We start from the raw sequence: 13,152 nt of genomic DNA on the forward strand, positions 1-13,152 counted from the left end.
GCCGGGCAGGCCCTAACCTGCACGTCATGACCGTGCTCCGTTCCGTCGCCCTGTTCGCCCTCGCCGCGCTCGCCGAGATCGGCGGCTGCTGGCTGGTCTGGCAGAGCGTGAAGGAGCAACGGCCCTGGTGGCTGGCGGGGTTGGGCGTGGTGGCGCTCGGCGCGTACGGCTTCGTGGCGGCGCTGCAGCCGGATGCGCACTTCGGCCGGGTACTGGCCGCCTACGGCGGGGTGTTCGTGGCCGGGTCGCTGCTGTGGGGCGTGGTCGTGGACGGCTTCCGGCCGACCCGCTACGACCTGCTCGGCGCGCTGATCTGCCTGGCCGGGGTCGGTGTGATCATGTACGGGCCCCGGCGCTGAACCTCCCGCGCCGGGGCCGCACCGGGCCGATCGGGGCTACCAGCCCCAGCCGCCGCCCTGCCCGTCGTCGTCGCCGTTGGAGTCCCAGCCCTCGCCGACCTCGCGCAGGATCGTGTAGTTGTCGATCTGCGTGCCGTTCTCGGCCAGCGCGGTGACCTTCATGACCGACTTCTGGCCCCGGTGGGCCGGGGTGATGTCGACCTTGATGAAGGAGTAGCCGGTGTAGCGCACCCGCGACCACTGGATGGTCTCGGGGACCTTCACCCTGCCCTTGCCCCAGTAGTAGGTCTTCACCTCGTCCTGGTGGTTCTCGTGCCCCTCGTAGGTGTCCGGCACGTCGAACTTGTACAGGCTGCGGCCGGCCGCGCCCGCGGTCACGTAGACCACGCCGTCCTTGGCGGGCTCGATGGTGGCGCCGCTCGGTACCTGCTTGGCGACCTTGTTGCCGAGGATGGCGTCGGTGCGCTCGTAGATGTGGTTGTGGCCGTTGATGACCAGGTCCACCCGGTACTTCTCGAACAGCGGCACCCAGGCCTCGCGGACGCCGCCCTCGGAGGCGTGGGCGACGGTGGTGGAGAAGGCGCAGTGGTGGAAGAAGACCACGATGAAGTCGACGGTCTCGTCGCCGCGCAGGTCCTTGAGGGTGCGCTCCAGCCACTTGGTCTGCTTGCCCGCCGAGAGGCCCAGGTTGGCCGGGATCTCGTAGGACACGTCGTTGGCGTCCAGCGAGACGACGCCGACGTTCTTGTAGCGGAAGGTGTAGACGCCGGGGACCTGGCGCGGGTCCGGGCCGTTGTCCGGCAGGAAGAAGCGGCTGTTCTCGCCGCCGTAGCCGTTGGGCGAGTACCAGGCCTCGACGTCGTGGTTGCCGTACGCGACCATCCACGGGATGTCGGCGGCGACCGTCTCGGTCTGGACCAGGAAGTCGTCCCAGGTCCGCGCGTTGAAGACGGACTTGTCCGGGTCGGTGCCCGAACCGGCCGGGTCGGCGTAGCAGATGTCGCCGGCGTGCAGGTGGAAGGCCGGCTTCTGGGCCTTGATGATGTTGTCGTTGCCGGCCGCGTGGGCGCTGACACCCTGGTCGCCGAAGGCGGTGAAGGTGAACGGCTCGTACACCTTGCCCCAGCGGTGGTCGCGGGACGGCGCGGTGCGGAAGGTGTGCAGGGTGGAGATCTGCTGCTGCGAGGCGGGGTCGAAGCCCTCGTGGCCGACGCCGTAGTAGTAGGTGGTGTCGGGGTGGAGGTCCTCCAGCGCCACGTGCAGGTAGTACTGGTCCACCGGCTGGCCGTTCGGGGTCAGCGCCGGGGTGTGCAGGGCGCGGACCTCGGCCTCGATCTTGTGGCTGAGCTCCCACGGGTGCTTGCCGAAGCGCAGGAACGGCTTCTTGACCGGCGCCGGGACCTGCCAGGAGATGCGGAACTGGGTGTCCGGCTCGGCGCCGAACTGGAGGTGACGGCCGATCGGCGCGACCAGCGCGCCGTCGATGCCGGCCGTCGTGGCACCGGTCAGCAGCTGCGGACCGGCCGGGGCGGCGAAGGCCGGTGCACTGCCCAGGGCACCGCCGACGGCCACGGCGCCCACGGTCACCGCGCCGGCGCGCAGCATCCGACGGCGGGAGAAACGGGCCCGCAGGTACTCGTGCTGCTCGGCCATGCTCATGCGGTCGGCAAGCTTGGCCGGCACGCCCATGTTGGGGATATCCATGCGCGGGACTCTGTCAGCGGTGCGTTGACCGCACGCGGACTCCCGGTGAACGGGCGTCAGCGCCTCCCCCACTCGAACACCAACGCTGGGTCACGATCCGGTAAAGAACACGTCCGTACCGGAGGGCATGGCGGGGCCGGGCCTCCGCTCCCGGGTGCGCCGGAGGGGGAGTCAGGCGGACGGTTCGTCCCAGAGGTTCGCGGTGCGGCTGCCGGTGCCGTCGCAGGTGCGGCAGATCTCGTCCCGGTAGGCCTGCTTGGCGCCCGTCGCGTCCACCCGGTAGCGGACGTACACCCCGGTGCCGTCGCAGAGGAAGCAGTTGCCGCCCCCGCCGCCCACCTCGGTGGTCCCGGTGCCCTGGCAGGTGCGGCAGTTGAGGCCGGCGGTGCGGCCGGTGCCCGCGCAGATGCGGCAGACCGTCGTCATCGTCTTCCTCCCGTTGCGCGGAACCGCTCGATGCCACCGGTCATGGTAGTGGGCCGACCTCGAAGCCGTCCCGGGGCGTGCATCTGACGTGACGTCACCATGGTCGGGATCGTCAGACCTGGCGGGTCACTCCGGGAGGCCCTCGCGGACCCGCCGGGAGACCGAGATCAGCTGGAGGTCGAGCAGCCCGGGCGGGTCGGCGAGGCCCGGGCCGCCCGCGTGCACCCAGGCGGCTATGTCGTCGATCATCTCGTCCATCAGCACGAAGCCGAGCCAGACCGGGCGGCCGCCGGCCGCCCGCCCCTCGCTGGACGGGCCGACCACCACCACGTTGGACTGGGTGCACACGTCCAGGCAGGTGACGGCCCGGACCCGGCCCGCCGAGCCGACGGCCGTCCGCAGCCGTTCGTACTGCCCGGCGTGGTCCACCCCCGGGTGCTTCGCCTCGGTGCCGCAGCAGCAGCCCCGGCACACGGTGACGGTCACCGGGGAGCCGGCGCCCCGCTTCCGGTCGCGGCCGTTCCCGCCGTCACGGTCGGCCCTGCCCTCACGGTCGCGGTCACGGTCTCGGCGGCTCATCCGCTCTGGTCCCCCTCCTGGGTCGGCGGCCCCGGGTCGTCGACGGCACGCTCTGCACCGGAACTGTACCTGTCAGGGCACCGGCCCCCGAGGGGCACCCGATCGGCCTGGAATAGGATCCGACCGACGAGCGGCCGGGGAAGGGCCGGGGAGAGGGGAACGGGCGGATGCCGAAGCGGAGGGCCCGGGGCCTGTGGTTCGCGGTGGCCGTGGCGGTGGCCGGGATCCTGTGCGGGGCGCTCGGACTCTCGGTGGTCCTCACCGGCGGCTACTCCCTCCACCGCATGGACGGCACGGCGATGGAGCCGGCGCTCCGGCCGGGCGACCGGATGCTGGCCGACCGGGTCACGTCCGCGGACGTCCGGCGCGGCGAGATCTACATCGCCGACTCCCCCTGGGGCCTCCACGGTTCCCCCGTGTTCCGGGTGATGGCCCTCGGCGGCCAGCGGATCGTCTGCGCCGACGGTCGGCTCAGCCTCGACGGGCAGCCGCTGGACGAACCGGCCGACCGGCAGGCCGACAGCTGCCGACGCGACTTCGACGTCACCGTCCCGCCCGGGCGGGCCTTCCTGATGGGCGACCGGAGGACCACCGCGACCGACTCCCGGCTCCACCTCGACGACGGCCACCAGGGCACCGTCGAACTCGCCGCGTTGACCGGCGACCGGGTGGTCTGGCACTCCGGCAGCGACTCCCCCGCCCTGCCCGGCAAGCTGATCGGCGCGGCGCTGCTGATGGTGCTCGGCGCCCTGCTCACGGTCTTCGGGGTGCTCGCCGCGGTGGTCATCGCCTCCTTCGCCGCCGCCCGGCGCCGCGCCCCGGCCGAGCCCCTCGACTGACGGCGGGTCGGCCCCTCGGCCGTCGCCGCGGAGTGCTCGAATTCCGCTCCACCGCGTATCGGAGTTGTTTTCGAAACACGGTGGAGCGGAATTCGAAATGTCACCCAGTGCCAACTGACGGGGTTTCCGGAATTTCCGTCGAAAGCATGGACGCCGACGAAACCTGGAAGTAACTTACCTGCGAGTAGCTGTGGCCCGGCTCGGCACGACCCCCACCCGTCGTTTCTCTCCCCCAGGAGGAACCGTGCTCCGCCCTGCCCGGAATTCCCGGCGACTCCGCAATTCGAGCCTGCTCGCCGCCGTCGCCGTCGGCGCCGCCCTCGCACTCACCTCCACCACGGCCCAGGCCGCCACCCCCGCCCCGAAGCACTACGTGGCCCTCGGCGACTCCTACGCCGCCGGCGCCGGCGTGCCCGGCCAGTCGGCCGGCCTGTGTCTGCGCTCCGACCACAACTACGGCCACCTGCTCGCCGCCTCGCTCAAGGCCGGCGCCTACACCGACGCCACCTGCTCGGCCGCCAAGGTCAAGGCCATGACGCAGCCGCAGTACGACGCCTTCATCCGGGTCAACGACCCGCAGCTGGACTCGGTGACCGCCGACACCGACCTGGTCACCCTCGGGATCGGCGGCAACGACCTCGCCACCAGCGACCTCGGCCTCGGCGAACTGGTCGCGACCTGCATCGCCGGCGCAGTCGTCAACCCGCTCGGCACGCCGTGCAAGGACGTCTACCACCACGGCTACTGGGACTGGAACACCTGGTCCTGGCAGTACGGCAACGACGACCTGGCCGAGCGGATCACCACCACCATCGCCCCGCAGATCGCCACCACCCTCCAGCAGATCCACGCCAAGGCCCCCAAGGCCCGGGTGCTGCTGGTCGGTTACCCGTCCGTGCTGCCCGCCGACGGCTCGACCTGCGTCCTGCGCCAGCCGGTGACGCCGGGCGACGTCGAGTACATGTACGGGGTGCTCAACAAGCTGAACGCCGCCCTGAAGTCCACCGCGGCCGCCAACGGCGCGACGTACGTGGACACCGCGACGCCGACCCGCGGGCACGACGTCTGCTCCGACGACCGCTGGATCGAGGGCGCGCTGCCCGGCTCGCCCGCCGTACCGTTCCACCCGAACGCGACCGGCGAGCAGGTGATGGCGAACGCGGTGCTCGCCGCGCTGAAGTAACCGCGGCGGCAACGGCCTTCGGAAAGTCCCGAACGGCGAAGTCCCGAACGGCGACTGCGCAGGGGACTCCGGAAAGCCCCGAGGGGCCGGTGACCAGACCCCGGTCACCGGCCCCTCGGTTGCGTTCGTCCCCGTTCCGGAGTTACTCCGCTTCGGGGCTACTCGGCTTCGGGGCTACTCAGCTTCGGGGCTACTCAGCTTCGGCCGGGGAAGCGGCAGCCAGTCCGGCCGACCACTTCTCCTCGACCTTGCCGAACTTCCAGAACGCGATCGCCCCGATCCAGGTCAGCACGAACAGGCCGACGATCGCGTAGCCGACGAAGTTGAGGTCCAGATCGCCGATCCAGGCGATCGGCCCGCTGGTGATGTCCAGCTTCTCCCCGAGCAGGCCGATCAGCTCGATCAGGCCGATGACCAGCGCGACCAGCACCGACAGGCCGGTGACGGTCAGGTTGTAGTAGATCTTCCGGACCGGCTTGGAGAACGCCCACTCGTAGGCGAAGTTCATGAACGAGCCGTCGATGGTGTCCAGCAGGCTCATCCCCGCCGCGAACAGGATCGGCAGGGTCAGCAGCGCGTACCAGGGCAGCGAGAAGGCCGCCGCGCCGCCCGCCAGCACCAGCAGGGACACCTCGGTCGCGGTGTCGAAGCCCAGGCCGAACAGCAGGCCCACCGGGTACATGTGCCAGGACTTGGTCACCGCCCGGGTGACCTTGCCGAGGATCCGGTTCATCAGCCCGCGCCGCTCCAACTGGCGCTCCAGCTCGGCCTCGTCGTACTCGCCCAGGCGCATCCGGCGGAACACCCGGAGGATGCCGTTGAAGGCGCCCAGGTTGATCAGGCCGAGCAGCAGCAGGAACGAGCCGGAGACGGTGGTGCCGATCAGGCCGGTCATCCGGTGCAGGGTCGAGTCGTCCGCCTCCACCTGGTCGGCGAGCGTGCGGATGCCGAAGGCCAGCAGCGCGCACAGGCCGAAGACGATCGAGGAGTGCCCGAGCGAGAACCAGAAGCCCACCGACAGCGGCCGCTTGCCCTGGCCCATCAGCTTGCGGGTGGTGTTGTCGATGGCCGCGATGTGGTCCGCATCGAAGGCGTGCCGCATCCCGAGGGTGTAGGCGGTCAGGCCCATGCCCGCGCCGAACACCTGGCCGCCGACGTCGTAGTGCTCCGGCGCGACCAGGACGAGCAGCGTGAACCAGCCGATGACGTGCAGCGCGAGGATGAAGCCGCCCATTCCGGCCAGCCGGATCCACTCCTCACGGGTGAGCCGGTCGCGCCATCTGACAGGTGGGGCGCCTGCCGGGGCACCTGGGGCGGTGCTGGGCATCCTGTGGTCCTTTCGGGTGATCCGGGCGGAGCTGGGCCATCTTTCCCCCCTCGGGCGAGCAGTTGCAAGTCATGCGCAATTACGGTCCGGTTTCCGGGCGGCTCGAACCCCCGCCGAAGATCGTCATGCGCCGCCCAGGCCCCTCCCCTAGGGTCGGAATGCCGACGCCCGCGGCGCGGTCCCCGTCCGCGCCGCGGGCCGCTCGGCGCTCACCGGCCCGGTACCCGATGGGAGCGGCCATGCCGTCGTACCCGTTCCACACCACCCGCGAGGACATCCGCATCCCGCTGCCCGACGGCACGGAGCTCGCCGCCCGCGTGTGGCGCCCGGTCGCCGACGAGCCCGTCCCCGCCCTGCTGGAGTACTCGGCCGACCGCCTGAGCGACCGCACCGCCGCCCAGGACGCCCGCCGCCACCCCTGGTACGCCGGCCACGGCTACGCCGCCGTCCGGGTCGACACCCGCGGCCACGGCGACTCCGGCGGCCTGCCCGGGGAGCCCGGCGACGAACAGGAGCTCGCCGACGGCACCGCCGTCATCGACTGGATCGCCCGCCGTCCCTGGTGCAGCGGGCGCCTCGGCCTGCTCGGGTCCGGCGCCGCCGGGACCACCGCGCTGCGGCTCGCCGCCCGGGCGCCGGACACCGTCGGCGCCGCGGTCACCGCCTGCCCCCAGGGCGGCCACCGCCTCGGCGGCGCCGTCCTGGCCGCCGACCTGCACACCCGGCTCACCGCACTGGTCGCCGACGCCGCCCTGCCCCCGGACCCGCGCCGGCTCGGCGACGCCTGGCGGCCCGGCTGGCTGGCCCGGCTCGAATCGCTGGAACCCCCCGTCGACACCTGGCTCGCCGCCGGGGACACCACCGTGCCGGTGTCCGTCCCCGTCCTCGCGGTGGCCGGCTGGGGCGACCCGTCCTGCTCCTTCGTGCTGCGGCTGCTCGCCGAATCCCCCACCGCCCGCGCCCTGATCGGCCCCTGGCCGCACGGTCTGCCCGAGGCCGCCCTGCCCGAGACCCTGCGCTGGTGGGACCACTGGCTGCGCGGCGTCGACACCGGCGCCGCCAAGGAACCGGCCCTGCGCAGCTGGATCAGCACCCGCTGGACCGGCGACGAGGCCTGGCCCTCCCCGGACGTCCGGGAGATCCACTGGGACCTCGACGGGCAGCTGCGCACCGCCGGCACCGCCTCCGACGACCGGTACGTCCACGTCCGCTCGCCCCAGCACACCGGCCTCAACGCCGGCGCGTACGTCTCGCACGGCCGCCCCGCCGACCAGCCGCCGGACCAGCGCGAGGAGGACGGGCGCTCGGTCTGCTTCGACTCCCAGCCGCTGCCCGAGCCCGTCGAACTGCTCGGCATCCCCGTCGCGCGGGTGCGGCTGCGCTCCGACAGCGGGCCCGCCCAGGTGGTGGCGCGACTGTGCGCGGTCGACCCCGACGGCACCTCCACGCTGCTCACCCGCGGCGTGCTGACCGCCGCCGGCCCGGACGCCGAGGTCGAGCTCGCCGCCTGCGCCGCGACCGTCCCGGCCGGGCACCGGCTGCGGCTCGCGTTCTCCTCCGTCTACTGGCCCTGGGTGTGGCCGCCCGCCGACGACACCGGGTACGCCCTCGACCCGTCCCACTCCACCCTCAGCCTGCCGGTCCGCCACCTGGCGGCCGACGTCGGCGCCGCGCCCGTCACCTTCGAGGTGCCCTCGCTGCCCGAGCCGCTCGCCGTCCACGTCACCGAACCGCTCACCGTCCGGCCCGAGCACCTCACCGTGCACGACATCGGCCGCCACGAATGGCGCGCCGAACTCTCCCCCGCCACCGACGGCACCCGCACCCACCCCGACGGCCTGGTGCGCGACGAGCACACCGTCACCGCCTACCGCATCCTCAGCGGCGCCCCGCTCAGCGCCCAGGCCCGTACGGACCACACGGTACGGCTGGAGCGGCCCGACCTCGGCTGGGACGTGACCGTCCAGACCCGCACCCAACTGCGCTGCGACGCCGGGCACTTCATCAGCGTGGTGCAGCTGCGGGCGCTGGAGGCGGGGTCGGTGGTGTTCACCCGGGAATGGCAGCACCGGGTGGCCCGGGGGAACTGAGGGGGCTGAGGGCAACTGAGGGGAACTGACGGGGAGCCGGGGAGCCGATCAAAGCAATTCTTATACACTTGCTTTGCTTTTGACTCTCGGCTTATAAATGCCCGCATGAAGACCCTCGGGCTGATCGGCGGCATGAGCTGGGAATCCACCGCCGAGTACTACCGCACCCTGAACGAACTCACCCGCGACCGCCTCGGCGGCCTGCACTCCGCCCGGCTCGTACTCCATTCGGTCGACTTCGCCGACATCGAGCGGTTCCAGGCGGCCGGGCAGTGGGAGGAGGCCGGTGCCGTCCTCGCGGACGCGGCCCGCTCGCTGGAGGCCGCGGGCGCCGAGCTGCTGCTGATCTGCACCAACACCATGCACAAGGTCGCCGACCAGGTCGCGGCGGCGGTGACCGTCCCACTGCTGCACCTGGCCGACGCCACGGCGGACGCGGTCCGGGCGGCGGGCCTGCGGCGGGTCGGGCTGCTGGGCACGGCGTTCACCATGGAACAGGACTTCTACCGGGGCCGGTTGGCCTCCGGCGGCCTGGACGTCCTGGTCCCCGACGCCGAATCCCGCGCCCTGGTGCACCGGGTGATCTACGAGGAACTGTGCGTCGGGGTGGTCCGCGAGGAGTCGCGGGCGGCGTACCGGCGGGTCATCGAGCAGTTGGTCGCGGCGGGAGCCGAGGGCATCGTCCTGGGCTGCACCGAGATCGAACTGCTGGTCGGGCCGGAGGACAGCCCCGTCCCGGTGTTCCCCACCGCCCGCCTCCACGCCGAGGCCGCCGTGACGGCCGCCCTGGCTGACGACTGAACTACCCGACGAGGAGCGACACTTCCTCCTCCAGCCAGTTCAGGTACCAGGCCCGGAAGTCCGGCCCGGGGTTCAGGCCTTCGCCGTACGCGAGGTCGTCCGACCACACCTGGCCACGGGCCTCACCCGTCACCACCAGCCGCAGGAACCCGCCGCACCCCAGCTCGGCCAGCGCCATCGAACCGGTGAACCAGCAGGGGTCGAAGGACTCGTCGTCCGGAGTGTGCCGGGCGCAGATCTCCAACTCGGGCCAGGGCTGGAACCGTTCGGTGTGCGGGAAGGGGACGGCGAAGTGATCGGCCCAGTCGGGGCCCAGGTAGGTCTGCAGCCGAGCCCAGCTGGTGCTGCCCCAGCGGTACAACCCGTACTCCGGGCCTGCACCGCCGCTTCCGACCGTGGTGATGAACGCCCGGTAGGACGAGGGGAGTTCGAAACCGTGCGCCGCCTCGAAGCGGGCGATCTCCGACTCCGGCACCGGCGGGTCCAAGCGGTAGCGGTGCCGGTCCGCGCCGAAGCGCCGACACTGCCCGTCCGCCCGTGCCAGCTCCCGCAGTCGTGCCTCTACGGCCTCGACGTCCCACATGCCGCCCATCTTCGCACGGCGGGGCTCGTCGACCCCTACGGTGAGCAGATGCGCGAGCAACGGCCGTACTGGAACACCAATGTGGCGCGGCACGCCGGGATCCTCCGGGCCGTGCCGCCGGGATGCGGGTCGGCGCTGGACGTGGGGTGCGGGGACGGGCTGTTGGCGGCGAAGCTGGCGCGGCGGTGCGCCCGGGTGGTCGGGGTGGACAGCTCGGCCGGGATGGTCGCCCGAGCGCGGGCGCTGCACGCCGAACCCGCCTTCCTGGAAGGGAACTTCCTGACGGTCGACCTACCCGTCGAGGGCTTCGACTTCGTCTGCTCGGTCACGGCCGTCCACCACATGGACTTCCCGGCCGCGCTCACCCGGATGCGCGAACTGCTACGCCCCGGCGGCGTGTTGGTGGTGGTCGGCCTGGCGCGGGAGGAGACGGCGGCGGACTGGACCCGGCGGGTGGCGGCCGCGCCGCTGGTGCGGGCCGTGAAGGTGCTGCGGCGGGCCGGGGGCCCGGCGGGGATGCCGGAGGCCGCGCCGGCGATGAGCTACCGGGAGGTGCGGGAGGCCGCCGAGCAGGTCCTGCCCGGCGTGCGCTACCGGTGGCACCTGCTGCGGCGCTACTCGCTGACCTGGCAGAAGCCCTGAACACCCCCGGCGTTGCCCGTGCTCGGCCCGTGCAGCTGCCCCCCGGATCCCGCGCCACGTGGCACGGCCGCTGCTGAGAGCGGCCGTTCAGCGCTGGGCGACGGCCGCGGCCAGCAGCATTCCGGCCGGAAGCAGGCCGATGAACACGAAGAGCAGCCCGAGCAGGCGACCACCCGCCGAGTACCACCGGGTGGGCTTGAGGCCCAACAGGCCCAGGGCCCACGGGGAGACGTAGCCCGCGCCGTGCCTGCGCACCGCGTCGGCGATCAGCCGGCGGCGCCCCTGGTCGGCGAACAGGACCACCCAGCCGCCGGAGCGGTCCGCCAGCGAGACGAAGGTGTGCGCGCCGTCCCTCGAAATCCCCTCCCAGGCACGGACGATGGCGAGGTCCCGCAGGTCCACCTCCCGCTCGCCCGACCAGGTGCGCGCCCGCACCAGCCCGCCGGCCACCCGCACGCTCCTGCGCCGCGCCGTCGCGGCCTCCAGCAGAACGGCGGGCCCGAGCGCGGCCACCAGCCCGGACGCGATCAGCGCCCCCGAACGCGCGAACGCCGGCCCGACCACCAACGGCGGCACCACGACCGCCGCCAGGAGGACGGCCCAGCCGACGGAGAAGAACACGCGCCGTCGTCGTACGGCGCCAGTCGAAGCACTCACCGCGCCAACGTAGACCCACCAACCACCGCAGCACCATGGGTTCGTGGGCCTCCTCACGGCGGCGAGGCGCCCCCGTCGGCCGGACCTGCCGGACCTGCCTGCTCTGCCTGCTCCGCCTGCCCGGCCGCCGGCCGTTCGGCCGTCGCCGTCGGCTCCACGGGGTTCTCCCCCCGCACCGTGCGCAGAACCTGGACGAGGCGCAGCGCCTCGACCAGCCCGAAGCGGTACGCCAGCAGCAGGAAGGTGAGCAGCGGGACGGTGATCGCCGCCAGGGGCGCGGTGACGAAGGCGGGGAGGCCGAGCATCCCGGTCGTGACGGCCAGCGAGACGGTCAGCAGCAACGCCGTCACCGCCGCGACGGCCAGCCTGCGCCCGTCGGCACGGTCCGGTGACTCCGGGGCGCTCGTCGGCAGGTCCGGGGGCTGTCCCATCGCGCCCAGGAGGTCGGTGAACCGCCCGTCGGCGGTCTGTTCGGCGATCGCCCCGGCGAGCTCGGCCAGTTCCCGGGTGGCGCGTTCCCGGTGCGGCAGCAGTTCGTCGGCGGTGCGCTCCAGGAGCGCCGCGACCTGCCGGGCATGGTCGAGCAGACGCTTTCGGGTGCTCGCCCGCGAGCCGTAGTCGCTGGCGACCCGTCCCGCCGCATCGATCAGCGCCTGCCCCAGGGCCTGCGCCTTCACACTCAGCTGGGCCGCCTCCGCGTGCCCCGCCCCGGGTTCGTGCAGCCGGGCACAGGCCCTCAGGACGGCCAGCGCCGGGAACACCGGCTCCTGGGCGGGCCGCACGGCGGTGGCCCGCACCGCGCTGCGCACGGCTGCGGTCACGACGAACGCGGCCGCCCAGCAGCCGACGATCTCCGCGACGTTCACCTTGTCCTGGTGCGTCGGGCAGGGGCCGACCTCACCACCGGACGCGGGGAGGTATCCCCCGGGCGTGCAGTTCCCCTTCATGCCCGTTATGAGGAACCCGGCCACCACCATTGCCAGGAACCCGGTCGCGATGAGCCGGGGCACGAGGACCCCGTCGGCCTGGCAGGCCAGCGCACGACGCAGCAGAGCGACATCGAGCCGCTTCCCCACAACCGCCCGGAGGTCCCTCGCCGCCGCGGCCGTGCGCCGATCCACCGTCCGGTGGTGCAGCCGCCGGAGCGGCCGCCACAGCGGCGGTGCCACGGGCGCCAGGGGTTGAGCAAGCGTCATGCGGAGGAGTCTGCCCTTCGCCTGTGACAACCGGCCGCCGGGTCGACGCAGGAAGTCGGACGGGCCGACTTCCTGCGCGCGCGTCCCGCCAGCGGGACGGGGACAGCCACGGACATCACCTCGCCCACCACCGGGACAGCGAATGCGGCAACGGCTCAGGGCCGTCCGCGAGGACCGGTCAACGGTCCGGGAGCGGCATGACGTGATCCATCACCTGCAGCAACCTCCGTGCAGCTGCGGCCTCCTCCGGCCGTAGCGAGGACGCCACGCCTTCGATGACGGACCGGCCCGCGTGGACTGCCGCCCTCGCGGCCGCCTCCCAGCCGCGTTGCAGCCGATAGCTCACGCCGCGCTTGTCACCGCTGGCGGCCGCTGCGGCGGAGTGCCACTGGTCGGCCTTGCAGATGTTCCCCAGCAGGTCCGCCAACTCCGCCTTGCACGCCACGCGTGGGGTCCCGGTCAGCTCGACCAGGAAGGGGACCACGGCGGCGGTCGCCTCGACGACGACGAACCCCAGCGCACAGACGGCATCACCCAGTTCTTCGACCGCAGCGCGGGCCGTGTCCCCATCCCCGTACGCGATCCGGGAGAGCAGCCCTGGAATGCCGCCCGCCGGAGCCCCCGTCGCATCGCGAAAGTCGGCCCAACGGACGCCGGAGACACGCTTCAACAGACTCTCCACGCCCTGCTCCTCAGCAGATCCTCGCCCCGGATCCGCCGGGTCGACGCAGGAAGTCGGACGGGCCGACTTCCTGCGCGCGACGTC

At 72.7% G+C, this 13,152-nt stretch carries 14 protein-coding genes; 6 read left to right on the forward strand and 8 right to left on the reverse strand.

All coding sequences use genetic code 11. The features are described from left to right. The first annotated feature begins 26 nt into the window (after positions 1–26). A complete protein-coding gene (locus ACZ6Z8_RS04810; RefSeq protein ID WP_465606399.1) occupies positions 27–359 on the forward strand; it encodes a YnfA family protein in 333 nt (110 codons plus the stop codon). Positions 360–395: 36 nt separating this feature from the next. Here the strand turns inward: ACZ6Z8_RS04810 and ACZ6Z8_RS04815 are convergent, their stop codons facing one another. The 3 genes from ACZ6Z8_RS04815 to ACZ6Z8_RS04825 all read right to left on the reverse strand — a co-directional run bounded on the left by ACZ6Z8_RS04815 (position 396) and on the right by ACZ6Z8_RS04825 (position 3,068). Next, positions 396–2,063 (reverse strand): purple acid phosphatase family protein, encoded by a 1,668-nt coding sequence (locus tag ACZ6Z8_RS04815; RefSeq protein WP_465606401.1) that lies wholly within the window; start codon positions 2,061–2,063, stop codon positions 396–398. A gap of 171 nt (positions 2,064–2,234) precedes the next feature. Beyond that, a complete protein-coding gene (locus tag ACZ6Z8_RS04820) occupies positions 2,235–2,489 on the reverse strand; it encodes a hypothetical protein (RefSeq protein ID WP_465606402.1) in 255 nt (84 codons plus the stop codon). Between the two features lie 126 nt (positions 2,490–2,615). Continuing rightward, entirely contained in the window at positions 2,616–3,068 is a 453-nt protein-coding gene (locus tag ACZ6Z8_RS04825; protein WP_465606404.1) for a (2Fe-2S) ferredoxin domain-containing protein, read from the reverse strand. A gap of 167 nt (positions 3,069–3,235) precedes the next feature. Between ACZ6Z8_RS04825 and lepB the strand changes: the two genes are divergently transcribed. Both lepB and ACZ6Z8_RS04835 read left to right on the forward strand, forming a co-directional pair. Then, positions 3,236–3,907 carry a signal peptidase I gene (gene lepB / locus ACZ6Z8_RS04830; protein ID WP_465606406.1) on the forward strand — a complete coding sequence of 224 codons (672 nt, stop codon included), beginning with the start codon at positions 3,236–3,238 and terminating at the stop codon, positions 3,905–3,907. A gap of 244 nt (positions 3,908–4,151) precedes the next feature. Beyond that, a complete protein-coding gene (locus ACZ6Z8_RS04835) occupies positions 4,152–5,090 on the forward strand; it encodes an SGNH/GDSL hydrolase family protein (protein ID WP_465606407.1) in 939 nt (312 codons plus the stop codon). Positions 5,091–5,280: 190 nt separating this feature from the next. Here ACZ6Z8_RS04835 and nicT read toward each other — a convergent pair whose 3' ends face one another. After that, on the reverse strand, positions 5,281–6,417 hold the full coding sequence (nicT, locus tag ACZ6Z8_RS04840; RefSeq protein WP_465606408.1) for a Nickel transporter NicT: 1,137 nt from the start codon (positions 6,415–6,417) through the stop codon (positions 5,281–5,283). A gap of 239 nt (positions 6,418–6,656) precedes the next feature. Here nicT and ACZ6Z8_RS04845 point away from each other — a divergent pair, with 239 nt between their 5' ends. Together ACZ6Z8_RS04845 and ACZ6Z8_RS04850 are read left to right on the forward strand one after the other, a co-directional pair. Further along, positions 6,657–8,507: a CocE/NonD family hydrolase gene (locus ACZ6Z8_RS04845; RefSeq protein ID WP_465606410.1), complete on the forward strand. Its 1,851-nt coding sequence runs from the start codon at positions 6,657–6,659 to the stop codon at positions 8,505–8,507. A 105-nt stretch (positions 8,508–8,612) separates the two neighbouring features. After that, positions 8,613–9,308, forward strand: coding sequence for an aspartate/glutamate racemase family protein (locus tag ACZ6Z8_RS04850; protein ID WP_465606412.1), 696 nt, complete (start codon positions 8,613–8,615; stop codon positions 9,306–9,308). 1 nt (position 9,309) lies between these two features. Here the strand turns inward: ACZ6Z8_RS04850 and ACZ6Z8_RS04855 are convergent, their stop codons facing one another. Next, positions 9,310–9,951, reverse strand: a complete 642-nt coding sequence (locus ACZ6Z8_RS04855) for an SMI1/KNR4 family protein (protein ID WP_465606414.1) — start codon at positions 9,949–9,951, stop codon at positions 9,310–9,312. Here ACZ6Z8_RS04855 and ACZ6Z8_RS04860 point away from each other — a divergent pair. Beyond that, a complete protein-coding gene (locus tag ACZ6Z8_RS04860; RefSeq protein ID WP_465606415.1) occupies positions 9,940–10,533 on the forward strand; it encodes a class I SAM-dependent methyltransferase in 594 nt (197 codons plus the stop codon). The two genes, ACZ6Z8_RS04855 and ACZ6Z8_RS04860, sit on opposite strands and share 12 nt — an antisense overlap. A gap of 87 nt (positions 10,534–10,620) precedes the next feature. On the opposite strand, the gene ACZ6Z8_RS04865 is transcribed toward ACZ6Z8_RS04860, so the two are convergent. The 3 genes from ACZ6Z8_RS04865 to ACZ6Z8_RS04875 all read right to left on the reverse strand — a co-directional run bounded on the left by ACZ6Z8_RS04865 (position 10,621) and on the right by ACZ6Z8_RS04875 (position 13,068). Further along, complete coding sequence (locus tag ACZ6Z8_RS04865) at positions 10,621–11,190, reverse strand: hypothetical protein (RefSeq protein WP_465606416.1); 570 nt, start codon at positions 11,188–11,190, stop codon at positions 10,621–10,623. 53 nt (positions 11,191–11,243) lie between these two features. Beyond that, positions 11,244–12,386: a hypothetical protein gene (locus tag ACZ6Z8_RS04870; protein ID WP_465606418.1), complete on the reverse strand. Its 1,143-nt coding sequence runs from the start codon at positions 12,384–12,386 to the stop codon at positions 11,244–11,246. A 178-nt stretch (positions 12,387–12,564) separates the two neighbouring features. Next, complete coding sequence (locus ACZ6Z8_RS04875) at positions 12,565–13,068, reverse strand: hypothetical protein (RefSeq protein ID WP_465606419.1); 504 nt, start codon at positions 13,066–13,068, stop codon at positions 12,565–12,567. Between the last annotated feature and the right edge of the window lie 84 nt (positions 13,069–13,152).

This window comes from Kitasatospora sp. NPDC101108 (assembly GCF_055584725.1).

Coding starts and splice junctions, on each gene's coding strand:
- ACZ6Z8_RS04810 (WP_465606399.1), top strand. CDS start 27: ATGACCGTGCTCCGTTCCGTCGCCCTGTTCGCCCTCGCCGCGCTCGCC.
- ACZ6Z8_RS04815 (WP_465606401.1), bottom strand. CDS start 2,063: ATGGATATCCCCAACATGGGCGTGCCGGCCAAGCTTGCCGACCGCATG.
- ACZ6Z8_RS04820 (WP_465606402.1), bottom strand. CDS start 2,489: ATGACGACGGTCTGCCGCATCTGCGCGGGCACCGGCCGCACCGCCGGC.
- ACZ6Z8_RS04825 (WP_465606404.1), bottom strand. CDS start 3,068: ATGAGCCGCCGAGACCGTGACCGCGACCGTGAGGGCAGGGCCGACCGT.
- lepB (WP_465606406.1), top strand. CDS start 3,236: ATGCCGAAGCGGAGGGCCCGGGGCCTGTGGTTCGCGGTGGCCGTGGCG.
- nicT (WP_465606408.1), bottom strand. CDS start 6,417: ATGCCCAGCACCGCCCCAGGTGCCCCGGCAGGCGCCCCACCTGTCAGA.
- ACZ6Z8_RS04845 (WP_465606410.1), top strand. CDS start 6,657: ATGCCGTCGTACCCGTTCCACACCACCCGCGAGGACATCCGCATCCCG.
- ACZ6Z8_RS04850 (WP_465606412.1), top strand. CDS start 8,613: ATGAAGACCCTCGGGCTGATCGGCGGCATGAGCTGGGAATCCACCGCC.
- ACZ6Z8_RS04860 (WP_465606415.1), top strand. CDS start 9,940: ATGCGCGAGCAACGGCCGTACTGGAACACCAATGTGGCGCGGCACGCC.
- ACZ6Z8_RS04870 (WP_465606418.1), bottom strand. CDS start 12,386: ATGACGCTTGCTCAACCCCTGGCGCCCGTGGCACCGCCGCTGTGGCGG.